The sequence below is a fragment of the Roseomonas aerilata DSM 19363 genome (assembly GCF_000711725.1).
Lineage (GTDB): Bacteria > Pseudomonadota > Alphaproteobacteria > Acetobacterales > Acetobacteraceae > Roseomonas > Roseomonas aerilata.
Map to the genome: position 1 here is coordinate 37,003 of NZ_JONP01000005.1, position 23,387 is coordinate 60,389.

Genomic DNA, 23,387 nt, shown 5'->3' on the forward strand with positions numbered 1-23,387 from the left:
GCCAGGGGCGCCTCAACGCTCCCAGGGCGGGACGGGGAGGAGGCGCTGCACGAGAAGGTCCGTCAGCGCGCGGACACGGGCCGGCGCGGCGGTGTTGCCGGGAAGGACGAGCCAGATCCCGAGCTGTTCCGGCACGCCGAGGCCCGGAGGCAGCGCAACCAGCTCGCCGCGCCGCAGATGCTCGCCGATGTCCCAGGTGGAGTGCAGGCCGATGCCCAGGCCGGCGAGGCAGGCCTCGCGCAACGCCTCGTTGCTGCTGCTGACCATGCGGGGAAGGAGCCGGGCGCGCGCGGCGGGGCCGCCCCCCTCGGGCAGCAGCATCCAGGCCTCCACCCCGTGCAGCACCAGGGCATCGTGGACGGCCAGCTCCTCCGCGCTGCCGGGCAGGCCGCGGCGGGCAATGTAGGAAGGAGCCGCGCAGAGCACGCGGCGGTTATGGGCCAGGCGCCGCGCCACCAGCGTCTGCCCCGAGAGCGGCGCGATCCGCACGGCCGCGTCGCAGCCAGTGGCCACGAGGTCGAGCTGGCTGTCGGTGAGCAGGAGGTCCAGCCGCAGGCCGGGATGGATCGACAGCAGTTCCGCCAATAGCGGCGAGAGGATCTTGCGGCCGAAGGTGGCGGGCGCGGTGAGCCGGAGCGTGCCGGAGGGAGCGTCCGAGCCGCCGGGCAGCGCCGCCTCCGCCTCGGCCGCCGCGGCGAGGACGCGCTCGGCATGGGGCAGGAAGGCCTCCCCCTCCGGCGTCGGGCGGAGGCGGCGCGTGGTGCGCGCGAAGAGCCGCAGGCCGAGCCGGCCCTCGAGCACCGCCAGCCGCCGGCTCGCCGCCGCCGGGGTCAGCCCCAGCGCCCGCGCCGCCACCGTGAGGCTTCCCGCCTGCGCCACCCGCTGCACAAGGCGCAGATCGAGGAGATCGAAGGGAGGATTGTTGACCATGCATTGAAAGTGTTTCTTGTCGCGGACGTATTTTCAATCCGGATAAAAGAAGCCATCTCGCCGGCACCACGGGCCGTGTCCCGTCGCGCCGTACCGATCAGGAAGAGAGCCCATGCGAGCCGTCGCCTATACCCGCAGCCTGCCCGTCACCGAGCCGGAGGCGCTGCAGGACCTGGAGCTGCCCGAGCCCGCGGCGCCGCGCGGGCGCGACCTGCTGGTGGAGGTGCGCGCCGTCTCGGTGAACCCCGTGGACGCGAAGGTGCGCGCCCGCACCGATCCCGGCGGCACGCCGAAGGTGCTCGGCTACGACGCCGCCGGCGTGGTTCGCGCGGTCGGGCCGGAGGTGCGGCTGTTCCGACCCGGGGATGCTGTCTTCTACGCGGGCGATATCACCCGGCCCGGCACGGATGCCGAGCTGCACCTCGTGGACGAGCGCATCGTCGGGCCCAAGCCGGCGCGCCTGTCCTTCGCCGAGGCCGCGGCCGTGCCGCTCACGGCGATCACGGCCTGGGAGGCCCTGTTCGACCGCCTGGGCATCGAGCGCGATCCCGCGCCGCGGGAGGAGGCGGTGCTCATCATCGGCGGCGCCGGCGGTGTCGGCTCCATCGCGGTGCAGCTAGCGCGGCAGCTGACGGGGCTGCGCGTGGTCGCCACGGCTAGCCGGCCGGAGACGAGGGAATGGGTGCGCGGGATGGGCGCGCACGACGTACTGGACCATGGCGGCGACCTCGTGGCCCAGGCCCGCGCGCTCGGCGTGCCGGTCCGCGCCGTCTTCGCCACCACGCACAGCGAGGCGCACTGGGCCGCGATCTGCGAGATCGTCGCGCCGCAGGGGGCGGTCTGCCTCATCGACGATCCGAAGAACCCGCCAGACGTGCGGATGCTGAAGGGCAAGTCGGCCTCACTGCACTGGGAGTTTATGTTCGCGCGCGCCATGCACCACACCCCCGACATGCAGGAGCAGCACCGGCTGCTGGCCGAGGTGAGCCGCATGCTGGACGCGGGCACGCTGCGGACGACGCTGGCCGAGCATTTCGGCCCGATCGACGCGGCCAACCTCCGCCGCGCGCATGCCGCTATCGAGAGCGGAACGGCGCGCGGCAAGATCGTGTTGGAGGGCTTCGGCGCGGGCGGCTGACGCAGCCCGGTCCGGGTGGGCCTCAGCGCCCGCCCGAGACGGGGATCAGCGCGCCCGTGAGGTAAGGCGCCTCGCCGGAGAGAAGCCAGAGGATGGCCTCCGCGCATTCCTCTGCCGTGCCGATCCGGCCCGCGGGCACGCTGGGGGCCAGCTGCGCCAGCCGGTCGCCCACCCCCGCGGCCGCGTGGATCTCGGTGTCGATCAGGCCGGGCATCAGGGCGTTCACCCGGATGCCCTCCGGCGCCAGCTCCCGCGCTAGGCCGACCGTGAGGCTGTTCACCGCACCCTTGGCCGCGGCATAGGCCGTCCACTGCCCCGCGCCGCCGATCGTCGCCGCGACGGAGGAGAGGTTGACGACCGAACCCCCCGCGCCGCCGCGCTTCGTGGACATGCGCCGCGCCGCCGCCTGGGTGCAGAGCATGGTGCCGACCACGCTGACATCCAGCACGCGACGGATGGTGGCGGCGTCGTAGCCATCGAGCCGCGTGGCGGGGCCGGTGATCCCGGCATTGTTCACCAGCCCCGTCACCGGTCCTAACTCGTGGTCGATGGCGGCGAACATCGCCTCCACCTCCTCCTCCCGCGCCACGTCGGCGCGGCCCATGGCGGCGCGGCCGCCACCAGCGCGGATCTCCTCCACCACGGCGCGGGCGCGGTCCTCGCGCTCCGCGTAGTTCACGAAGACCGCGTGGCCGCGCCGTGCGGCCAGCCGGGCCGTGGCGGCACCGATGCCACGGCCCGAGCCCGTCACCAGGATGACGCCGGCCATGCGCCCTATTCCACCTGCAGCCGCAACTCGGCCACCAGGGGCCGGATCTGGGCCACCTGCTCGGCCACCGCCTGGCGCAGCTCGGCCGGGGAGGAGCCGACGGGCTCGGCGCCCACCTCCTCCATGCGGCGGCGAACCTCCGGATGGGCGGCGGCGGCCGCGATGTCGCGGTTCAGGCGGGCAATCACCGCCTCCGGCGTGCGGGCGGGCGCAAAGAAGCCGTTCCAGCCGCGCAGCTCCATGTTCGGGAAGCCCTGTTCCCGCACCGTCGGCACCTCCGGAAGGGCGGCGGAGCGCTGGGCCGCCAGCGTCGCCATCGGCTTGAGCGTGCCCGAGCGGACATGGCCGAGGGCGGTGGAGAGCTGGTCCCCGCCGAACTGGATGCGCCCGGCCACCATCTCCTGCACCAGCGGTGCCGCGCCGCGGAAGGGAACGTGCTCCATGCCAATCCCGGCGTCGCGCTTCAGCACCTCGCCGGCCAGGTTCATGATGCTGCCCGGGCCGGTCGAGCCGTAGAAGACGCCGGTCTGCCCCGTCGCCTTGGCGAAGGCCACGAACTCCCGCAGGTCCTTCGCCGGCACGGTGGCGGAGGCGACCAGCAGCATCGGCACGTTGGCCGCGAGGGAGACGGGGGCGAAGTCCCGCTCGATGTCGTGCGGCGCCCGCCCGGCGAGTTGCAGGGCCACCGTGGTCGAGCTGAAGGTGAGATTGTGGAAGAGCAGCGTGTGCCCGTCCGGCGCCGCCTTGGCCACCACGTCGGCACCCAACGATCCGCCCGCGCCGCCGCGGTTCTCCACCACCACGGGCTGGCCCATGGATTCCGTCATCCGCTGCGCGAAGAGCCGCGCGAGCATGTCGGTGGTGCCACCGGCGGGGAAGGGAACGACGACGCGAACCGGGCGGTCAGGATAGGCGGACTGGGCGCGAACGATCGCGGGCGCCGCAAGGGCCGCGGTGGAGAGGGTGGCGCCCAGCAGCAGGCTGCGGCGGCCGGTGGTCCTGGCCATGACGTTCCTCCGTGCCTCCCCCGTGTTCTCCGGGGGATGGAGGGCCAGCCTAGAGCGCGGCGGGCGACGGGATGAACCCCCCTTTCACCCCATGCTGGACGATTCCGGGCCCTCCCGGGCAAAGGGGGCGAGTCTGGCGTCCGCGCGCCCCCTGCGGTAAGCCCCCGGCGCCCCACAAGGCCACTTCTTTCCGGACCCCCGATGCGTCACTTCCTCGACTTCGAGAAACCGATCGCCGAGCTGGAAGGCCAGATCGAGGAGCTGCGCCGCACGACGGACGCGGGCGGCATCGACGTGGCCGACGAGATCGGCAAGCTGCGCGACAAGGCGGAGAAGCTGCTCGCCGCCACCTACGCGAAGCTCACGCCCTGGCAGAAGGCCCAGGTCGCGCGCCATCCCGACCGGCCGAAATGCCTCGCCTATATCGCGGGGCTGATCGAGGACTTCACGCCGCTCGCCGGCGACCGCGCCTTTGCGGACGACCAGGCGGTGGTGGGCGGGCTCGGCCGCTTCCGGGGCCAGTCCGTCATGGTGCTGGGAATCGAGAAGGGCACGGATACCGACAGCCGCATCCGCCATAATTTCGGCAGCCCGCGGCCGGAGGGCTACCGCAAGGCCCGCCGCCTCATCGAGCTGGCCGGGCGGTTCAACCTGCCCCTCCTCTCCTTCGTGGACACGGCCGGCGCCTTCCCGGGCGTGGAGGCCGAGGCGCGCGGCCAGGCGGAGGCCATCGCCCGCTCCATCGAGGCCTGCCTGGACGCCCCCGTGCCCTTCGTCGCCACCATCATCGGCGAGGGCGGGTCGGGCGGGGCCATTGCCATCGCGACGGCCGACCGCGTGCTGATGCTGGAGCACTCGATCTACAGCGTGATCTCGCCGGAGGGTGGGGCGAGCATCCTCTGGCGCGATGCGGCCCAGGCTCCCGCCGCCGCCGAGGCGTTCCGCCTGACCGCCGAGGACCTCAAGCGCCTTAACCTGGTGGACGGGGTAATCCCCGAGCCCATGGGCGGTGCCCATCGTGAGGCCGCGGCGACCGTTCTCGCCGTGGGGAACCGGATCGAGGCCTGCCTGACCCCGCTGCTGGCCCTGGACGGCGCGACGCTGCGCGCCCGCCGGCGCGAGAAGTTCCTCGAGATGGGGCGTACCGGGGTCGTCTGACCCGGGCATTCCCCCCCCCCCGCATCAGTAGTGGCGGTAATGCCCGTGGCGCGGCCCGTAATAGCCGCGGCGCGGCTCGTAGTAGCCCCGGCCGCGGTAATGGGGCCGGCGCGCGCTGCTCGCGATCGCGGCCCCCGCGACGGCACCGACCAGGCCCGCCGCGACGGCGGTGCCGACCTGGGCGTTCTGCTGCTCCTGGTAGACCTCGGCATTCGCGGCGGGGGCGATCGCCTGATAGTCGTAGCAGGCCTGGGTGATGCCCTGCTGGCAGGCATAGGCCGCGCTGCTCGCCTGCTGCTGGTAGGGCCCGGGCCCTACCGGCGCGCAGGCCACCGCGCTGCTGAGCGCGGCCAGCGCCGCGACAAGGCGGAAGAGGGGGCGGGAACGGGTTTCGGACATGTGCGGGGGCCTCCCGGGCGTTACCGGGCGTAACGCGACGCCTGAACGGAGGTTCCGCGCTTGAGGTCCTGGACGAAACGGTTTCGCAAAGGTGCCGAGGACGCTCAGCTCCGCGCCAAGCAGCGGGCAAGGCCGGCGGCGTAGCGATCCGCCGCTGCGCGTGCCCGGGCTGCCTCCTCACCGCCGCCGCCCCAGGCCTCGGCGGCCATGGTGTAGTAGCCGAGTTGGAAGGCGAGATAGCAGGGGGTGTGGAAGTCGAGCAGGGCGGCATCGGCCCCCACCGCCGCACGGAGCCCTTCGCGCTCCTCCGCCGTGAGGCCGAGCTCCACCGCGGCCCCGGCGATGTCCCACGCGATGTCCTGGCATCCCACGAGGTCGTGCGCCGCCGCATGGTCTACGGCATCCGCCTTCAGCAGCCGCCCGCCGGGCAGGACGAGCCATTCCCAGGCGTGCATCCGGTTATCCGTGCTGACGCGCCGCACCCGCGCGCGGAGGGACACGAGATGGGGTTCCCAGGCATCGAGCCGTGCCGCCGGACCCGCGCCCAGTGCCTCCGCGGCGTTGTGCCGGGCCATTTCCAGGAGCGCCCGGGGCGAGGCGCCCTCTTCCTCGTGCGCCGGGAGGTTCCGGGCGCGGAAGGCGAGGTAGCGGGCGAGATGCGCGAGGAGGGCGGGGCGGTCGCAGGCCTCGGGGGAGAGCGGCCGCGCCTCGTCCACCCAGCGCTCGGCGAGGAAGCCGTGCAGGAGGCCCGCCACCTCCGGCGTGAAGCCGGCCGCGTGCAAGCGGCGGGCGCGCGCCTCGGCCTCGAGCCCCTGCCGGCCGAGCCCCGCGAATTTCAGCATCCAGGTCCTGCCGCCGCTGCGGTGGAGGAACTTTCGCCGCTCCATATACGGGTGGACAGGCGGCCAGGACGCCCGATCGAGGAAGCGCCGCCCGCGCCAGCCGCCGCCCGTGATCTCCTCCAGTGGCGCGTCCGGGAGGCCGAGGCGGTCCGCCGCCCAGCGCGGCAGGCCGGTGGCGGGGTCGAGCAAAAGGGCATCGACCGGGGCCGGGTGCCGCGCGAGGCGCGCCCAGCGAGCGCGCGCCTCATCCTCCGCTTGGGGGCCCGGCTCGCCGCCATGGCCGGGGAGAAGGTGGATCCGACCCTCCGGGACGCCGCGCTGCCCCAGGAAGTCGAGCACCGCGCCGAAGCTGCTGCCGGAAAGGCCAGGTCCCTCGTCCACCACGACGAAGCGCGCGGCGGGGTCGGCGAGGAGGGAGGCCGCGAGTTCCGCGGAGGGGCGCACCTCCCGGTGGAAGGGATGGCCGGTGGGCCGCAGCGTGACCGCGGGTGATGCGCCGCGCGCGGCTGCGACGACCGCGCCGAGGGTGGTTCCGATGGAGCGCAGGCCAATCACGCGCAGCGCGCCCTCCGGCAGCGCCGCCGCGGCCGCGCCATAGGCTTCGGGGAAAAGGGCGTAATGCGCGAAGCCCTCCGCCCGCTTGCAGAGGATGGTGTCGGGCATGACCGCCGCGATTTCCGCGGCCGGGAGGGGCCCGGTGCGGGCGAAGCCGGATTGCCAGGATTCCAGCATGGCCGCCGCGATCCCCCCGAGCAGCGCCATGGCGGCTGTTTCGGTGGGGCCGGGGGCGTCCTCATGCCGCTCGGCGAAGCCAGCATCGGCCAGGCCCTGGGCGAGTTCCCCCGCCTCGATCAGCGCGGTGACGAGGGTGGCGTGGCGCGCGAGGCCCTGCGGCGCGGCGGCGACCTCCCGCAGGGCCGCGCCGATGGCGTCCAGCAGGCTGCGCGGGTCCTCCCGGCGGGGTGCGTCGCCGTAGACGAGCATCCTAGCGAGGGGCGGCGCCGCTCACGGGGCGGCCGCGGCGTCCAGCGGGCGGGCAGCGCGCGCCATGGCCTCGTGCAGGTGCCCTTCCAGCTCTGCTGCGCGGTGGGCGGCGGTGTGCTCGCCTAGGACGCGCGCCCGGAGTGCCCGGCTCATCGCGCCGCGCTCCGCCTTCCCCATGCCTTGCAGGGCGGCGAGGACGTCGGTTGCGCCATCGGCGAGGATGATCTCCTCCCCTGGGCGCAGCAGCGTCTCGATGCCGTTCCAGCGGTCGGAGATGATGGGCACGCCGCAGGCGCCGGCCTCGAAGAGCCGCACGCTCGGGCTGTAGCCCGCGCGGATCATGTCGGCGCGGGTGACGTTCAGGGTGAAGCGGCTGGCGGCGTAGAAGCCGGGATGGTCGGCGGGCGGGACGTGGTCGATCCGCTCCACATTCGCGGGCCAGTCGATGTCGGCGGGATATTGGGGGCCGGCGACGGCGAAGCGCAGGTCCGGGGCGCGGCGCGCGGGTTCCAGCAACAGGCGTTCCAGCACCGGCTGGCGGTCGGAGCTGTAGGTGCCGAGATAGCTGAGGTCCCAGCGCGGGGGCACCTCCATCGGGCGGTAGGTGTCGGGATCGACCGAGCAGTAGAGTTGGCGGGCGGCGGGCGAGCCGTATTGCCGTTCCAGCCGGTCGAGCGTCGGGCCGCCGGTGAAGGAGAGATAGACGCCGTAGCCGGGGATGAGCGCGGGGGAGAGGTATTCCTCGTCGCCGCGCTCGAGCTTGGCGAGCGTCACGGGCGTGTCGATGTCGTAGAAAGCCGTGGCGCCGCGCGCGACTGCCTGCACCATGCGCCCGACCGTGACACCCTCCGGCACGTAGGAGCCGACGATCACGGCATCCGCCCCCTCGATCGCGCCGCGCCAGCGGTCGAGGTCCCCGAGATCCTGGTAAAGCGAGAGCTCGCAGAAATCGGGGGAGGGAAGGTCGCGGTGCGAGGCGTACCAGGGCACGTCGCGCTCCAGGAAGAGCACGTCGTGCCCGCGCGCGGCGAAGGCGCGGAGCAGCGCGCGGAAGGTCGTCGCGTGGCCGTTCCCCCAGGAGGAGGAGAGGCTGAGGCCGAGGACGACGACGCGGAGCGGCGCGCTCATGCGCGCACGCCCTGCGCGGCGATCAGCGCGGCCTCCCGCCGCAGCAGCGCGTCCACCTCGGCGCCGCGGCGCTCATAGGTGTGGCCCTCCAGCACGCGCAGGCGCGCGGCCTCGCCGATCGCCCGCGCGCGCTCCGGCGTGAGGGAGCGGACATGCTCCGCCACGTCAGCGCCGTCGCGCGCCACCAGCACCTCCTCCCCCTCCTTGAGGAAGAGGTCGAGGCCCACCCAGGCGTCGGTGATGAGGCAAGCGCCCGCGCCGGCCGCCTCGAAGACCCGCGTGGCCGGCGAGTAGCCGACCGAGGCCATGCTGTCCCGCGCCACGTTCAGCACCGCGAGGGGGGAGGTGTTGAAGGCGTTGTGGTCGCGCGTGCCGACATGGCCGATGCGCCTGATATTGGGCGACATCGGCTTGTCGTCCCAGCCATTGCCGCCGAGGAGGAAGCTCCGCCCCGGCAGCCGCTTGGCCGCATCGAGGAAGAAGGCCTCCACCCGCGCCTCGCGGTCGGGCAGGCGGTTGGCGAGGAAGGAGAGGTCCGCCGCGAAGCGCGGGTCCGGCGGCACCGGGTGGTGCGTCTCGGGGTCGAGCGCGTTGTAGATGGGGATGCAGCGGCGCGCGCCGAGGCCTTCGTAGGCCGCGATGACCGGCGGGCCGCCGCCATAGGTGAGCACGAAGTCCAGCGAGGGCAGGGCGCGGCGCAGCGCGTGGTCCGGCACCGGCGTGATCTCGGCGAGCGTCGCCGGCGCGTCCACGTCCCAGAAGATGCGGATCGCCTCGGGCCGGGCGGCCGCCATCACGCCCTCGATCAGCTCGTCGTCGAAGACGCCGACGCCGCTTGCCTTCACCACGACATCGGCGCGCGCGGCCTCCTCCATCACCGCCCGCAGCGCGCTCTCCGTCGCATCGTAGACGCGCACCTCGGCCCAGGAGGGCGGCTCGATATCGCGGTGCTGCTGCCGGTCGAAGGCGTCCGGTTCGTAGAAGGTGATCTCGTGCCCGCGCGCGGCGAGGTCGCGCAGCATGCCCCGGTAATAGGTCGCCGCTCCGTTCCAGTAGGAGGAGAGAAGGCTCGATCCGTAGAAGGCAATCTTCATGCGCGAAGCGTCTCGTTCATGCTCAACACCTTTCCGCCGCCGGGCCAGAGGGCCAGGGCGCTGATGGAGGCCGGCTGGATCTCGAAGCGCCCGATCCCGTCCAGCGCGATGCCGAGGGTGGCCGCGAGCACCGATTTGATGACGTCGGCATGGCTGACCACCGCGATCCGCCCTTCCGGGTGCCGCGCGCGCAGTCGCTCGATGGTGCCGAGCGCGCGCGCCTGCGCCTCGGCCATGCTCTCGCCCTGTGGCGGGCGGGCGGTGCCGCGCTCGGCGTTCCAGCGTATCCAGTCGGGATCGCCATCGAGCGAGGCGAAGTCGCGCCCCGTCCAGTGGCCGAAATCGATCTCCGTCACGCCGTCTTCGACGTGCGGGTCCAGGCCCAGCCGCGCGGCGACCGGCGCCGCCGTCTCCCGCGCGCGCTCCAGGGGGCTGGAATAGACCGCCTCGATTGCCTCATCGGCCAGCCGCCCGGCCAGTGCGCGGGCCTGGCGGTGCCCTTCCTCCCCCAGCGTCACCCCCGGCATCCGGCCGCAGAGCGTGCTGCCGACGCGCGAATGCGCCGCGTGGCGCAGCAGGAAGAGCGTGGACGCCACCCCGACTCAGCCCTCGCCGGCGACGAAGCGCAGCGTGCGCTCCCGGGCCTCGCCGTCGTCGAACTGCTGGGGCGGGGACTTCATGAAGTAGCTGGACGGCCCGGTGAGCGCGCCGCCGATGCCGCGGTCGAGCGCGAGCTTGGCGCAGCGGACGGCATCGATCACCACGCCGGCCGAGTTGGGGGAATCCCAGACCTCCAGCTTCAGCTCCACATTTAGAGGCATGCCGCCGAAGCCCGTGCCCTCCAGCCGGATCTGCGCCCATTTGCGGTCGGTCAGCCAGGGCACATGGTCGCTCGGGCCGACATGGACGCTTTCGGCCGGCAGTGGCACGTCGAACTGGCTCGTCACGGCGCGGGTCTTGGAAAGCTTCTTCGATTCCAAGCGCTCGCGCTCGAGCATGTTCAGGAAATCGGCATTGCCGCCGAAATTGAGCTGGTAGGTGCGGTCCAGCCGCACGCCGCGCTCGCGGAAGAGGTTCGCCAGCACGCGGTGCACGATGGTGGCGCCGACCTGGCTCTTGATGTCGTCGCCGATGATCGGCACGCCCCGTTGCTCGAAGCGCCGGCTCCATTCGGGGTTGGAGGCGATGAAAACGGGGATGCAGTTCACGAAGGCGCAGCCCGCACGCAGCGCCTGCTCCGCATACCACTCCGTCGCCTGTTGCGATCCCACCGGCAGGTAGGAGACGACGACGTCGGTGCGGGACTCCTCCAGGATGCCCGCCACATCGGCCACCGACGCCTCCGACTCCTCGATCTCGGCGGTGAGGTAGCGGCCGATGCCGTCGAGAGTCGGACCGCGGTTGACCACGACGCCCGATCGAGGCACTTCGGCAAAGACCTGCGTGTTGTTGGGCGGCGCGAAGATGGCCTCCGCCACGTCGTGCCCGACCTTGGCCGCGCTCACGTCGAAAGCGGCAGAGACGGCGATGTCGCGCACGTGGTATCCGCCCAGCTCCACGTTCATCAGGCCGGGCACGGGCTCGTTGGCCTGTGCCATGCGGTAGTAGGACAGGCCCTGCACGAAGGAGGACGCGCAGTTTCCAACGCCCACGATCGCGACGCGCAGCGCGCTCACGCCCTCGGTCCGTTCGCGCGCGGCGAAGCAATCGTCAAAGGATCGCGTTCCTCTCGGTGGCGCTGCGGCCGGGACGGCCGCGTGCATCAACTTAGCTATCGCCCCAACTAGCGATCAACGCCATGCCAGGATGCGTATGGTTGACCATCGTTTGCTACAAGAAAATGTGATGTTGCCGGTGCCCTTCTTCAAAGTGTCCGCTCCGGTTAAAGACTTGGGTGCTCCACCTCGGAACGCGATTCGAGACGGGCAATGGCGCTTTACGCCCTGCCGGGACCGATCATCGAGCCGGGCCCTTCCGGTCCGACGGGCGGCAGCAGCTTGAGACGGGAGGGCGAGAGCTTTGGCGGAATCAGTTCTGATCACCGGGGGCGCGGGTTTTATCGGCCGATACGTATCGCGCGCACTGCTCGACCGCGGCGACCACGTGCGTGTGCTCGACAGCTTCATTGAGCAGGTCCATGCCGACCGCGGTGCCGACGGCCTCGACTCCGAGGTTGAGGTGGTGACCGGCGACGTCCGCGACCCCGATGCGGTGAAGCGCGCGCTGCGCGGCGTGGACAAGGTCGTCCACCTTGCGGCCGAGGTCGGCGTCGGGCAGAGCATGTACGCCATCGAGCGCTACGTCTCGGTGAACGACTGCGGCACCGCGGTGCTCTTCCAGCAGCTGATTGACCAGCCGGTGAAGCGTGTCGTCGTCGCCTCCTCCATGAGCGTCTATGGCGAGGGGCTTTACCGCGACGCCGATGGCAACCTCGTGGAGGATGCGGTGCGCCAGCCGCGCCTCACGCCCGACGCGCCCTGGGACCCGCTGGACGCCAAGGGCCGCCCGCTGGTGCCGGTGCCGACGCCGGAGTGGAAGCGGACGAACCTCGCCTCGGTCTACGCCATCACGAAGTTCGTGCAGGAGCGGCTGACGCTCACCCTCGCCCCGGCTTATGGGATGGAGGGCGTCGCGCTGCGGCTCTGGAACGTCTATGGCGCCGGGCAGGCGCTCTCGAACCCCTATACCGGCGTTCTCGCGATCTTCGCCGCGCGCCTGCAGAACAACCAGCCGCCGATGATCTTCGAGGACGGGCTGCAGCGCCGCGACTTCGTGCATGTGGAGGACGTGGCGCGCGCCTTCCTCCTCGCGCTCGATCATCCGCGGGCGCCGGGCGGCGTGTATAACATCGCAAGCGGCGTGGACCGCACGGTGCAGGACGTGGCGGCCGACCTCGCCCGCGCCATGGGCCACACGGGCCTCGCCCCGGAGATCGCGGGCAAGACGCGGGCCGGCGACATCCGCCACAATATCCCCGACATCACCAAGGCCCGGGACGAGCTGGGCTATCGCACGCAGCGCCTCGACTTCACCGCGGACCTCGCGGAGCTGGCCGAGTGGGTGGCCCGCCAGCAGGCGCTGGACCGGGTGAGCCAGGCGAGGAACGAGCTGGAGCTGCGGGGGCTCGTCGCGTGACGGACGCGATGCCGAAGGCGCCGGCCCTTCCCGGCACCCGGCCAGTCCTCATCACGGGCGGTGCGGGCTTCATCGGCTCCAACCTCGCCGACCGATTGGCGGGGGAGGGGCACGACGTCCTGATCTACGACGCGCTCTCGCGCCCCGGGGTCTCGACCAACCTCGACTGGCTCAAGCAGCGGCATCCGCGCCGGATCTCCGCCACCATCGCCGATGTGCGCGACACGGCGAGCCTGGAGGCCGCGGCGGGCGAAGCCTCGGCGGTGTTCCATCTCGCGGCACAGGTGGCCGTCACCACCAGCCTCGTGGACCCGCGCGAGGACTTCGATATCAATCTCGGCGCCAGCTTCGCCCTGCTGGACGCGCTGCGCCGCCGCGGCGAACGGGTGCCACTCGTCTTCGCCAGCACGAACAAGGTCTATGGCGACCTCGGCGACGTGACGCTGGACCTGCTGGGCGATGCCTACGTGCCGCGCGACCCCACCGTGCGCGCGCGCGGCGTGAGCGAGGACCGGCCGCTCGACTTCCACACGCCCTATGGCTGCTCCAAGGGCGCGGCGGACCAGTACGTGCTCGATTTCGGCCGCTCCTTCGGCGTTCCGACGGCGGTGCTGCGGATGAGCTGCATCTACGGCCAGCGCCAGATGGGCACCGAGGACCAGGGCTGGGTCGCCCACTTCATCCTCCGCGCGCTGCGGGGGGAGCCGATCAGCATCTACGGCGACGGCTGCCAGGTGCGGGACGTGCTGGACGTGCGCGACGCGGTGGATGCCTATGTCTCCGCCTGGCGGCGCATCGACGAGGTCTCGGGCCGCCCCTTCAATCTCGGCGGCGGGCCGGTCAACGCGATCAGCCTGCGCCAGCTCCTGGCGCATATCGGCGACATTACGGGACGGCCGGTCGAGACGCACTACGCCGACTGGCGCGCGGGCGATCAGCGCTACTACGTCTCCGACACGGGGCGCGCGGTGCGGGAACTCGGCCTCCGCCCGGCCCGTCCGTGGCGCGAGGGCGTGGCGGCCCTGGCCGGCTGGCTGCGCGAGGAGCGCGCGGCGCCCGAGCACGCCGCCGAGCACGCCAGCGCGTGACCGATGGCTCGCGAGGCCGCGGCGCGAGGCTGCTGATCACGGCGGATGCGGCCGGTGGTGTCTGGACCTACGCGCTCGACCTCGCGGCCGGGCTCTCCTCGGCGGGCGTGACGCCGGTCATCGCCGTGCTCGGCCCCGCGCCGCGGGGGGATCAACTCGTCCGCGCGGCCGCGATACCCGGCCTGGAGCTGCTGCCGACCGGCCTGCCGCTGGACTGGCTGGCTGAGGGGCCGGAGGAACTGCGCGCTTCCGGCGAGGCCCTGGCCGCCCTGGCCGAGGCCGCGCGGGTGGATGCCGTCCACCTGAACAGCCCGGCGCACGCTGCCGGCACGGCCTTTCCCGTGCCCATCGTCGCCGTATCGCATTCCTGCGTCGTCACTTGGTGGGATGCCGTTTATGGCGGCGCGCTGCCGCCGGATTTCGCCTGGCACGCCGAGCTGATGCGCCGGGGGTGCCTCGCCGCCTCCACGCTCGTCACGCCCAGCCGCGCCTTCGGGGAGGCCACCGCGCGGCGCTACGCCCTGCCGCGGCGGCCGGTGGTGGTGCATAACGGCCGCCGCCCCATGGCGCCGCCGGGCGAGGTTCCGGCGGGCACGCCGCCGCTCTTCGTGCTCACGGCCGGGCGGCTCTGGGACAAGGGGAAGAACCTCCGCACGCTCGACCTCGCGGCCGCGCGCCTCGACGTGCCGGTGCTCGCGGCTGGGCCGGTAGCGGGGCCGAACGGCGACCGGGCGGAGCCGCGGCATGTCCGCGCCCTCGGGCATCTCGGCGAGCCGGCCCTGGCCGCGCTGCTCGCGCAACGCCCGATCTACGCCTCCCTCGCGCTCTACGAGCCCTTCGGGCTGGCGGTGCTGGAGGCCGCGAGTGCAGGCTGCCCGCTGGTGCTGTCGGATATCCCGACGTTCCGCGAACTCTGGGGCGCCGCCGCCCTCTACGTGCCACCGCGCGACGAAGCCGCCGCCGCCGCGGCCATCGCGCGCCTTGCGTCGGACCCGTTGGAGCGCGCGCGCCTCGGCGCCGCCGCCCGTCGCCGCGCGGCCCGCTACACGGTGGACGCGATGGCGGGCGCGATGCTCGACGTGTACCGCCCACTGATCGTGTCCGGGAGCGTGGCGGCGTGAGGTTCGTCTATCTTACCCACTCCCTCGCCTCCTGCTGGAACCACGGCAACGCGCATTTCCTGCGCGGCGTACTGCGCGAGCTGATCCATCGCGGCCATGACGTGCGGGCGATGGAGCCGGAGGATGCCTGGAGCCTTGAGAATCTCCTGCGCGACCACGGCGAGGCCGGGCTCGACGCGTATCGCGCGAACTATCCCGAACTTCGCTCCACCGCCTTTACGGGGACGGAGGGGTTGGAGGCCGCGCTCTCGGATGCCGACGTCGTCATCGTGCATGAATGGAACGAGCCCTCCCTCGTCGCTGCGGTCGGGCGCCTTCGCCGGCTGGGTGCGCCGTTCACGCTGATCTTCCACGACACGCACCACCGCGCGGTCAGCGATCCCGAGGCTATCCGCACCTTCGATCTCGACGGCTACGACGCCGTGCTGGCCTTCGGCGCCACGCTCTCCGAGGTCTACCGGCGCTGGGGCTGGGGCGATCGCGTCTTCACCTGGCACGAGGCGGCGGACACGCGCCTCTTTCACCCGCCCGAGGCGGAGGGGCCGCGCGAGGGGCTCGTCTGGATCGGCAACTGGGGCGACGGCGAGCGGACGGCGGAGCTGGAGGGCTTCCTTCTCCGCCCCGCGCGGGAGGCCGGGTTGCCGCTCGACATCTTCGGCGTGCGCTACCCGGAGGAGGCGCGGGCCATGCTCGAGCGCCACGGCGCGCGCTACCGCGGTTGGTTGCCCAATGCCCGGGCGCCGGAGGTCTTCGCGCGCCATCTCGCGACCGTCCATGTGCCGCGCCGCTTCTACGTGGACATGCTGCCGGGTATCCCGACCATCCGCGTCTTCGAGGCGCTGGCCTGCGGCATCCCGCTCGTCTCCGCCCCTTGGCGGGACGAGGAGGGGCTGTTCCGCCCCGGCCAGGACTATCTCACGGCCCGCGACGGCGCCGAGATGACACGGCACCTCCTGGCCCTCCGCGACGATCCCGCCCTGCGCCGCACGCTCGTTGAGAGCGGCCTCGAGACCATTCGCGCCCGCCATAGCTGCGCGCATCGCGTTGACGAGCTGATGAGCATTCTCTTCCGCCTGGGCGCGGCGCCCGTGCGGAAGCTGGGCCCCACCCGCACTGAAGAGGCGCCCGCGCCATGAGCAGCACCGCGACGCTTTCCACGGAGGAGATCCGCGCCCGCGTGGAGGCGCTGGGCGACTGGTTCCACAACCTCGACCTCGGGGGTGTGCGGACCGCGCCGAACCACTTCCTCTACGACTACCCCGCGAACAAGTTCCGCCGCTTCGCCCACGCCATCCCCGCTGATCTCACGGGCAAGAGCGTGCTCGATATCGGCTGCAACGCCGGCTTCTACTCGATGGAGATGAAGCGGCGCGGGGCCGCCCGCGTGCTCGGCATCGACAGCGACGAGCGCTACCTCGCCCAGGCGCGCCTGGCCGCGGAGGTGACAGGGCTGGAGGCGGAGTTCCGCAACCTATCCGTCTACGACGTGGGCGCGCTGGGCGAGCGCTTCGACCTCGTGATCTTCATGGGCGTCCTCTACCACCTCCGCCACCCGCTGCTGGCGCTGGACCTCATCCACGAGCATGTGGCGGACGACCTGCTGCTGTTCCAGTCGATGCAGCGCGGTGCGAAGACGGTGATGACGCCCGAGGCCGACTACCCCTTCTCCGAGACGGCGATCTTCGACGATCCCGCCTGGCCGAAGCTGCACTTCATCGAGCGGGACTACTCGAAGGACCCCTCCAACTGGTGGGTGCCGAATGCCGCCGCGGCGGAGGCCATGCTCCGCTCCTCCGGCTTCGCGATCCTCGATCACCCCGAGCAGGAGGTCTATCTTTGCCGGCGCGCGGAGGCCCCCTGGGGCGCCGGCGCCGTCTATCCCGCGACTGGACGCGACGAGAGAGGAAGCCGCGCGTGATCGAAGCCGCGATGATCTGGAACGAGCCGAACAACAAGTCCCACTGGGACCCCGAGCTCGATCCCGGCTGGGCGATCTTCGCCGAGACCGCCCGCGGCGCCGCCCGCGCCATCCGCGAGGCGAACCCGAACCTGCCGCGCGTCCTCGGCGGCATCTCGCCGATCGACCCCTCCTTCATCGTCAACATGACGGAGCGCGGGTTGATGGAGGAGATCGACGTCGTCGCCGTGCACGGCTTCCCGCTCGACTGGAACCTCTGGAAGATCGACGAGTGGCCCGCCAAGATCGACGAGATCCGCGCGGTGACCGACAAGCCGATCTGGGTGAGCGAGGTGGGCATCTCCACCTTCGGGGCGGAGGAGGTGCAGGTCTGGGGCCTCAACCGCACCGCCGAGCTGCTGGTCGGCAAGGCGCCGCGCATCCACTGGTACTCGCTTTACGACCTGCCGCAGGCCTGGGGCGCCACCACGCGCCATCGGGAAGCCGAGGGTTCCTCCTACTACCGCCACTTCTACATGGGCCTGCTGCGCGAGGACGGGTCGCCCAAGCCGGCGATCGAGCATTTCGGCAAGCACGCGCCGGAGATGGGCCTCTGCCAGTGGTTCCACTACGAGGACCATCGCCTGCATGACGCGGTGGCCTGGATGAAGCGGCTCGGCGTGCGGCATCTCCGCACCGGCCTCTCCTGGGCCGACAGCTTCCGCCCCAACGCGCTCGACTGGTTCGACCGGCAGATGGAGGCGCTGGCGGATTTCGACGTGACCGTGACCTTCTGCTTCACGCCGGAGCACCGGGGCATCGCGCCCCACCACACCAGCCCGCCCCAGGTGCCCGAGGAATTCGCCGAGTTCTGCGCTTCCATGGTGCGCCGCTACGCGCCGGCGCGAGCGTCGGTAGCGGCCTGAAGAGAAGCCTTCCCCGCTCATGACTGACCAGATGCGCGCCGCCGTCCTGACCGGACCCGGCCAGTTCTCCGTGCGCGAGGTGCCGCGCCCCGAGCCCGGCCCCGGGCAAGTGCGGCTGCGGCTGGAAGGCTGCGGGGTCTGCGCCTCCAACCTCACGCCCTGGTCGGGACCCGACTGGATGCGCTTCCCGACCGAGCCCGGCGACCTCGGCCACGAGGCCTGGGGCGTGGTGGACGCGCTGGGCGAGGGGGTGGGGGGGCTGCACATCGGCAACCGCGTGGCCGCGCTCACCTATCGCGGCTACGCGGAATACGACATCGCGGAGGCCGGCAACATCGTGCCCCTGCCGGCCTCGCTCGCGGGCCAACCTTTCCCGGGCGAGCCGCTGGGCTGCGCGATGAACATCTTCCGCCGCAGCGGGATCGTGGCGGGGCAGGCGGTGGCCATCGTCGGGATCGGCTTCCTCGGCGCCATCCTGACGCGGCTGGCGACGGATGCGGGCGCGCGCGTCATCGCCATCTCCCGCCGTCCCTACTCGCTCGACCTCGCGCGCCGCATGGGCGCGGCCGAGACGATCCCGATGGAGGATCACCACGCCATCATCGAGCAGGTGAAGGCCCTGACCGATGGGCGCTTCTGCGAGGTGGTGATCGAGGCCGTTGGCAAGCAGTGGCCGCTCGACCTCGCGGGCGAGCTGACGGCGGAGCGCGGCCGGCTGGTTGTCGCGGGCTATCACCAGGACGGGCCGCGACAGGTGAACATGTGGCTCTGGAACTGGCGCGGGATCGACGTGATCAACGCGCATGAGCGCGACCCGAAGGTCTATGTCGAGGGCATCCGCGAGGCCGTGGACGCCATCGCCTCAGGCCGCCTGGACCCCTCGTCGCTCTTCACCCATGCCTACGGGCTGGAAGGGCTGGGTGAGGCGCTGGACGCCACGCGGGACCGGCCGGACGGCTTCCTGAAGGCCCTGGTGCGCTTCCCGTGAGCCGTCCGCGCCTCGGCTTCCTTGGCACCGGCTGGATCGGGCGCCACCGCATGGCCGCGATCCTCGCGAGCGGCGCGGCGGAGGCGGTGGGGATCGCCGATCCCTCGCCCGAGATGGCGGCGGAGGCGGCGAAGCTCGCCCCCGGCGCCGCTGTCGTGGGCAGCCTCGACGAACTTCTCGCCCTGCGGCCCGACGGCGTGGTCATCGCGACGCCGAGCGCCCTCCACGCGGAGCAGTCCATCCGGGCGCTGCAAGCCGGCGCGGCCGTCTTCTGCCAGAAGCCGCTCGGCCGCACCGCCGCCGAGGCGCGGGCCGTGGTGGAGGCGGCGCGCGGGGCCGACCGGCTTCTCGCGGTCGACCTCTCCTATCGCCACACGGAGGGGATGCGCCGCATCCGCGAGGTGATCGGGCAAGGCGGCCTCGGCCACCTCTTCGCCGTGGACCTGACCTTCCACAACGCCTACGGGCCGGACAAGCCCTGGTTCCGCGACCCCGCCCTTTCCGGCGGCGGCTGCGTCATGGATCTCGGCGTTCATCTCGTGGACCTCGCCCTTTGGGTCCTCGATTTTCCGGCAGTTATCGATGTTTCCAGCGCCCTCTTCGCCGGGGGCGAGCCGCTAGCGGGCCGAACCGACCGGGTGGAGGACTACGCCGTCGCCACCCTCACGCTCGCGACCGGCGCGGTGGTGCGGCTCGCCTGTTCCTGGAACCTCCATGCCGGGCGCGACGCAGTGATCGCGGCGGAGTTCCAGGGAAGTGCGGGTGGGGCTGCGCTGCGCAACGAGAACGGCTCCTTCTACGACTTCACCGCGGAGCGCTTCCGTGGCACCGCCCGTGAGACGCTCGCGAGCCCGCCCGACGACTGGGGCGGGCGCGCCGCCGCCGATTGGGCCGCGCGCCTCGCGGCCGGCGCGCGCTTCGATCCCTCGACAGTCAAACTCGTGGCGGTGGCCCAGGTGCTGGACCGCATCTACGGGCGCTAGCCCGGCCCCCGCGCCATCGCCTCGATCCGCCGCGCCACCGCCGCGAGGCGGGGGCCGATCTCCGTCATCACCCTCTCCCGGCCAAGCATGAAGGCGGGGGCGCCGCAGTTCAGGGCCACGACCTCGCCCCCTGGCAGCGCCACGGCCGCGCCCGCCGCGTGCACTGTCGCCTGCCAGTCGCCGAGCGAGGCGGTGAAGCCGAGCTCTTCCTGCATCGCCACGGCCTCGCGAAGGCCGTCGCGGATCGCCGGCCACTCCCCCGGCTGCCGGGCGGCGAGGTCGCGGTCGATCGCCTCCCGCTCCGCCTCACCCGAGCGCGCGTACCAGGCGCGGCCCATGGCCGTCAGCGCGAGCGGCAGGCGCGATCCGACCTCTAATTGCAGCGCGACGGCAGTGCGCGGCGAGACGTGCTCCACATAGACCATCAGCAGCCCGTCCCGCTTGCCCAACGAGGTGGAGGCCTGCGTCTCCTCCGACAGGGCGCGCATCAGCGGCGCGGCCAGCCGCCGGATGCTCATATTGGCCAGCGCGAGCTGCCCGAGCGGCACCGCGCCAAGGCCGAGCTGGTACTTCGCGAAGCGCGGCAGGTAGGTGAGGTAGCCCAGCCGCGTCAGCGTGTGCGTGAGGCGCGAGACGGTGGCGCGCGGCAGGCCCGTGCGCTCCGCCAGCTCCTGGTTGCCGAGCATCGGGTCCTCGGCCCGGAAGGCGTGGAGGATGTCGAAGCCGCGGGCGATCGCCGCCACGAACTGCCGGTCCTCGCCCGGGTCCACCTCCGCTTCCGCCGCGCGCTTCCGCATGGCCCATCCTCTCGCGCTTGACCGCGCCCCTGGCTCTCCGATACCAAGAGCGAAGCGGCAGAACATATTTCCGCATTGCGGAATATACGACAAGGCCGGCGAGAGGAGACGACGGTGCGGCGCCAGATGGCGGTTTCCCGAACCCATGGCTGAGGAGGCGCTCGCAGCGCCGCTCCGCCCCTGGCTCGCGTCCTACCCGCCGGGCTGCCGCTGGGATGCGCCCATCGCGACCGGCACCATCGGCGACCTGCTGGACCGGGCGGTAGCGCGCTGGGGTGGCCAGCCTGCGCTGGAGTACCGCGGCCAGAGGGTGAGCTACACCGCCCTCGGCGCCGCGGTGGACCGGCTGGCGGCCGGCCTGATGCGCCTTGGGGTGGCGCCGGGCCTTCCCGTCGGGCTGCTGCTGCCGAACACGCCCTGGCACCCCGTCTGCTTTCTCGCCCTGGCAAAGCTGGGGGCGCGGGTGGTGCATCTCAGCCCGCTCGATGCCCGCCGGGTGCTGCACCACAAGTTGACCGACAGCAGCGCGCGGATCGTCATCACTACTGACCTGCCGGGTCTGCTTCCCACGGCGCTGGAGATGCTGGAGGCGGGCATCGTCGATCGCGTGCTGCTCGGCGAGGATGCCGCCTGGGGCGGGGCGCCAGGGGAGGGGAACCCGCGCGCGCTCAATCTTTCCGCCCTTGATGGCAGTGCGGTGCCCGTCTGGCCGCAGGTTTCGCCGGGGGACGTCGCGCTTTTACAGTATACCGGCGGCACGACCGGCATGCCGAAGGGCGCCATGCTCACCCACGCGAACCTAACGGCCGCCGTGGATATCTACCGCCACTGGGTAGATGGCGGCGCGCTGGCGGAGGGCGAGCAGCGCGTCATGGGCGTGCTGCCGCTGTTCCATATCTACGCCCTGACAAGCGTGCTGCTGCGCCACCTCTCCTGCGGCAACGAGATCCTGCTGCGCCCGCGCTTCGAGGCCGAGACGGTGCTGCGCGACATCGAGACGCGGCGCGTGACCGTGCTGTCGGGCGTGCCAACCATGTGGATCGCGCTGCTGAACCAGCCGGGGGCGGCATCGCGCGACTTCTCCTCGCTCCGCGCCTGCGTCTCCGGCGGTGCGCCGCTGCCCTTTGATGTCGGTGCGAAGGTGGAGGCGATGCTCGGCCAGCGCCTGCATATCGGCTGGGGGATGACCGAGACCTCGCCCGCCGGCACGCGCGTGCCGATCGCGGCCACGCTTCGCCCGGGCATCATCGGCGTGCCCCTGCCAGGCGTGGACATGCGCATCGTGGCGCTGGACGATCCCTCCCGCGCGCTGCCACCCGGTGAGGCCGGGGAGATGGCCATTCGCGGCCCCAATGTCTTCGCCGGCTACCTCAACCAGCCCGCCGAGACCGCGGCCGCCTTCCGCGACGGCTGGTTCCTCACCGGGGATATCGGCCGCATGGAGGCGGACGGGATGTTCTTCCTCATGGACCGGCGGAAGAACATGATCATCTCCGGTGGCTTCAACGTGTACCCGGCGGCGATCGAGGGCGCGATCTACGAGCACCCCGACGTGAACGAGGTGGTGGTGATCGGCATTCCCGACGCCTATCGCGGCCAGTCCGCCAAGGCCTTCGTGACGCTGCGCGCCGGCGCGCCCGAGATGACGCTCGACGCGCTGAAGGATTTCCTGCGCGACCGTCTCGGCCGCCACGAGATGCCGACCGCGCTGGAACTGCGCACCGAACTTCCCCGCTCCCCCGCCGGCAAGCTGCTGGCCAGTGCCCTGGTCGCCGAGGAAATGGCCCGGAGCGCGACGCCCAAGGAAAGCCCCACCCTATGACCGATGCCGTGATCGTCTCCACCGCCCGCACGCCGATCGGGCGCGCCATGCGCGGGGCGCTGAACGCCACCCATGGCGCCGACATGGCCGCCCACGCCATCGGCGCCGCCATGTCGCGCGCGGGCCTTGAGCCCGAGGCGGTGGAGGAGGTGATCCTGGGCTGCGGCTATCCGGAGGGTGCGACCGGCGGCAACGTGGCCCGCCACGCGGCGATCCGCGCCGGCATCCCCGTCACCTCCGCCGGCGTCACCGTCAGCCGCTTCTGCGCCTCCGGCCTGGAAGCGATTGGCGCCGCCGCCAAGCGCATCATCGTGGACAAGGTGCCGGTGGCCGTCGCGGGCGGGGTGGAATCCATCTCCCTCGTGCAGCCCACGGTGAACCGGAACCACTACCGCAACGCCTGGCTGGAGGCGAACAAGCCCTCCATCTACGACACGATGATCGACACGGCGGACCTCGTGGCCGAGCGCTACGGCATCTCCCGCGAGGCGCAGGACGAGTTCGCGCTGGAGAGCCAGCGCCGCACCGCGAGCGCCCAGCAGGCCCGCCGCTTCGACGACGAGATCGTGCCGATCACCGCGACGATGAACGTGACGGACAAGGCGACCGGCGAGGTCCGCCAGCAGGAGGTCACCCTCTCCAAGGACGAGGGCAACCGGCCTGACACCTCCATCGAGGGCCTGTCCAAGCTCAAGCCGGTGAAGGAAGGCAAGTACATCACTGCGGGCAACGCCAGCCAGCTCTCGGACGGCGCCAGCGCCAGCGTGCTCATGTCCGCCGAGGAGGCGGCGCGGCGCGGGCTGCAGCCGCTCGGCATCTTCCGCGGCCTCGCCGTCGCGGGCTGCGAGCCGGAGGAGATGGGCATCGGCCCCGTCTTCGCCGTGCCCCGCCTGCTCGCCCGCCATGGGCTGAAGGTGGAGGATATCGGCCTGTGGGAGCTGAACGAGGCCTTTGCCTCCCAGTCCATCTACTGCCGCGACACGCTCGGCATCGACCCGGAGCTGGTCAACGTGAATGGCGGCGCCATCTCCATCGGGCACCCTTTCGGCATGAGCGGCGCGCGCATGGTCGGCCACGCGCTGATCGAGGGGCGCCGCCGCGGGGTGCGCTACGCCGTTGTGACGATGTGCGTGGCCGGCGGCCAGGGCGCCGCCGGGCTGATCGAGATCGCGTAAGGAGCA

Annotated in this window: 22 protein-coding genes; 12 read left to right on the forward strand and 10 right to left on the reverse strand. The window is 72.1% G+C overall.

Going from position 1 to position 23,387, the window contains the following annotated elements:
* Positions 1–12 precede the first annotated feature (12 nt).
* Complete coding sequence (locus BO39_RS07315; protein WP_043831580.1) at positions 13–930, reverse strand: LysR family transcriptional regulator; 918 nt, start codon at positions 928–930, stop codon at positions 13–15.
* Between the two features lie 112 nt (positions 931–1,042).
* Here BO39_RS07315 and BO39_RS07320 point away from each other — a divergent pair, with 112 nt between their 5' ends.
* Positions 1,043–2,068 carry a zinc-binding alcohol dehydrogenase family protein gene (locus BO39_RS07320; protein ID WP_043831582.1) on the forward strand — a complete coding sequence of 342 codons (1,026 nt, stop codon included), beginning with the start codon at positions 1,043–1,045 and terminating at the stop codon, positions 2,066–2,068.
* Between the two features lie 22 nt (positions 2,069–2,090).
* Here BO39_RS07320 and BO39_RS07325 read toward each other — a convergent pair whose 3' ends face one another.
* Both BO39_RS07325 and BO39_RS07330 read right to left on the reverse strand, forming a co-directional pair.
* Entirely contained in the window at positions 2,091–2,837 is a 747-nt protein-coding gene (locus BO39_RS07325; RefSeq protein ID WP_043831584.1) for an SDR family oxidoreductase, read from the reverse strand.
* Positions 2,838–2,842: 5 nt separating this feature from the next.
* A complete protein-coding gene (locus BO39_RS07330; RefSeq protein WP_043831586.1) occupies positions 2,843–3,844 on the reverse strand; it encodes a Bug family tripartite tricarboxylate transporter substrate binding protein in 1,002 nt (333 codons plus the stop codon).
* Between the two features lie 201 nt (positions 3,845–4,045).
* Here BO39_RS07330 and BO39_RS07335 point away from each other — a divergent pair, with 201 nt between their 5' ends.
* Complete coding sequence (locus tag BO39_RS07335; RefSeq protein WP_043831588.1) at positions 4,046–5,002, forward strand: acetyl-CoA carboxylase carboxyltransferase subunit alpha; 957 nt, start codon at positions 4,046–4,048, stop codon at positions 5,000–5,002.
* Positions 5,003–5,026: 24 nt separating this feature from the next.
* Here the strand turns inward: BO39_RS07335 and BO39_RS07340 are convergent, their stop codons facing one another.
* From BO39_RS07340 to BO39_RS07365, 6 genes are all read right to left on the reverse strand, one after another.
* Positions 5,027–5,401, reverse strand: coding sequence for a hypothetical protein (locus tag BO39_RS07340; protein ID WP_043831590.1), 375 nt, complete (start codon positions 5,399–5,401; stop codon positions 5,027–5,029).
* 104 nt (positions 5,402–5,505) lie between these two features.
* Entirely contained in the window at positions 5,506–7,227 is a 1,722-nt protein-coding gene (locus tag BO39_RS07345) for a hypothetical protein (RefSeq protein WP_043831591.1), read from the reverse strand.
* Between the two features lie 21 nt (positions 7,228–7,248).
* Positions 7,249–8,355: a CgeB family protein gene (locus BO39_RS07350; protein ID WP_043831593.1), complete on the reverse strand. Its 1,107-nt coding sequence runs from the start codon at positions 8,353–8,355 to the stop codon at positions 7,249–7,251.
* Entirely contained in the window at positions 8,352–9,449 is a 1,098-nt protein-coding gene (locus tag BO39_RS07355) for a CgeB family protein (RefSeq protein WP_043831595.1), read from the reverse strand. Before BO39_RS07355 ends, BO39_RS07350 begins: the two co-directional genes overlap by 4 nt.
* Positions 9,446–10,045: a histidine phosphatase family protein gene (locus tag BO39_RS07360; protein WP_043831597.1), complete on the reverse strand. Its 600-nt coding sequence runs from the start codon at positions 10,043–10,045 to the stop codon at positions 9,446–9,448. The genes BO39_RS07355 and BO39_RS07360 overlap by 4 nt, the downstream gene beginning before the upstream one ends.
* A gap of 6 nt (positions 10,046–10,051) precedes the next feature.
* Positions 10,052–11,125: an inositol-3-phosphate synthase gene (locus BO39_RS07365; RefSeq protein WP_043831599.1), complete on the reverse strand. Its 1,074-nt coding sequence runs from the start codon at positions 11,123–11,125 to the stop codon at positions 10,052–10,054.
* Positions 11,126–11,468: 343 nt separating this feature from the next.
* Here BO39_RS07365 and BO39_RS07370 point away from each other — a divergent pair, with 343 nt between their 5' ends.
* From BO39_RS07370 to BO39_RS07405, 8 genes are read left to right on the forward strand one after another with little or no spacing between them, the layout of a single operon-like run.
* Positions 11,469–12,584 carry an NAD-dependent epimerase/dehydratase family protein gene (locus BO39_RS07370; RefSeq protein ID WP_043831601.1) on the forward strand — a complete coding sequence of 372 codons (1,116 nt, stop codon included), beginning with the start codon at positions 11,469–11,471 and terminating at the stop codon, positions 12,582–12,584.
* Positions 12,581–13,672 (forward strand): NAD-dependent epimerase/dehydratase family protein, encoded by a 1,092-nt coding sequence (locus tag BO39_RS07375; protein WP_245615023.1) that lies wholly within the window; start codon positions 12,581–12,583, stop codon positions 13,670–13,672. The genes BO39_RS07370 and BO39_RS07375 overlap by 4 nt, the downstream gene beginning before the upstream one ends.
* On the forward strand, positions 13,669–14,793 hold the full coding sequence (locus tag BO39_RS07380; protein ID WP_043831603.1) for a glycosyltransferase family 4 protein: 1,125 nt from the start codon (positions 13,669–13,671) through the stop codon (positions 14,791–14,793). The genes BO39_RS07375 and BO39_RS07380 overlap by 4 nt, the downstream gene beginning before the upstream one ends.
* Positions 14,790–15,929, forward strand: coding sequence for a CgeB family protein (locus tag BO39_RS07385; protein ID WP_043831605.1), 1,140 nt, complete (start codon positions 14,790–14,792; stop codon positions 15,927–15,929). The genes BO39_RS07380 and BO39_RS07385 overlap by 4 nt, the downstream gene beginning before the upstream one ends.
* Positions 15,926–16,711 carry a TIGR04290 family methyltransferase gene (locus tag BO39_RS07390; protein ID WP_043831606.1) on the forward strand — a complete coding sequence of 262 codons (786 nt, stop codon included), beginning with the start codon at positions 15,926–15,928 and terminating at the stop codon, positions 16,709–16,711. Before BO39_RS07385 ends, BO39_RS07390 begins: the two co-directional genes overlap by 4 nt.
* A complete protein-coding gene (locus BO39_RS07395; RefSeq protein WP_043831608.1) occupies positions 16,708–17,616 on the forward strand; it encodes a glycoside hydrolase 5 family protein in 909 nt (302 codons plus the stop codon). The genes BO39_RS07390 and BO39_RS07395 overlap by 4 nt, the downstream gene beginning before the upstream one ends.
* Before the next feature lie 19 nt (positions 17,617–17,635).
* On the forward strand, positions 17,636–18,604 hold the full coding sequence (locus tag BO39_RS07400) for an MDR/zinc-dependent alcohol dehydrogenase-like family protein (RefSeq protein WP_043831610.1): 969 nt from the start codon (positions 17,636–17,638) through the stop codon (positions 18,602–18,604).
* On the forward strand, positions 18,601–19,587 hold the full coding sequence (locus BO39_RS07405) for a Gfo/Idh/MocA family protein (protein ID WP_043831611.1): 987 nt from the start codon (positions 18,601–18,603) through the stop codon (positions 19,585–19,587). Before BO39_RS07400 ends, BO39_RS07405 begins: the two co-directional genes overlap by 4 nt.
* On the opposite strand, the gene BO39_RS07410 is transcribed toward BO39_RS07405, so the two are convergent.
* On the reverse strand, positions 19,584–20,384 hold the full coding sequence (locus tag BO39_RS07410; protein ID WP_052401734.1) for an IclR family transcriptional regulator: 801 nt from the start codon (positions 20,382–20,384) through the stop codon (positions 19,584–19,586). The two genes, BO39_RS07405 and BO39_RS07410, sit on opposite strands and share 4 nt — an antisense overlap.
* A gap of 145 nt (positions 20,385–20,529) precedes the next feature.
* Here BO39_RS07410 and BO39_RS07415 point away from each other — a divergent pair, with 145 nt between their 5' ends.
* Both BO39_RS07415 and BO39_RS07420 read left to right on the forward strand, forming a co-directional pair.
* Positions 20,530–22,206: an AMP-binding protein gene (locus BO39_RS07415; protein ID WP_043831612.1), complete on the forward strand. Its 1,677-nt coding sequence runs from the start codon at positions 20,530–20,532 to the stop codon at positions 22,204–22,206.
* The gene (locus BO39_RS07420) at positions 22,203–23,381 is read left to right on the forward strand and encodes an acetyl-CoA C-acyltransferase (protein WP_043831614.1); all 1,179 of its coding nucleotides are present in this window, start codon (positions 22,203–22,205) and stop codon (positions 23,379–23,381) included. Before BO39_RS07415 ends, BO39_RS07420 begins: the two co-directional genes overlap by 4 nt.
* Positions 23,382–23,387 lie beyond the last annotated feature (6 nt).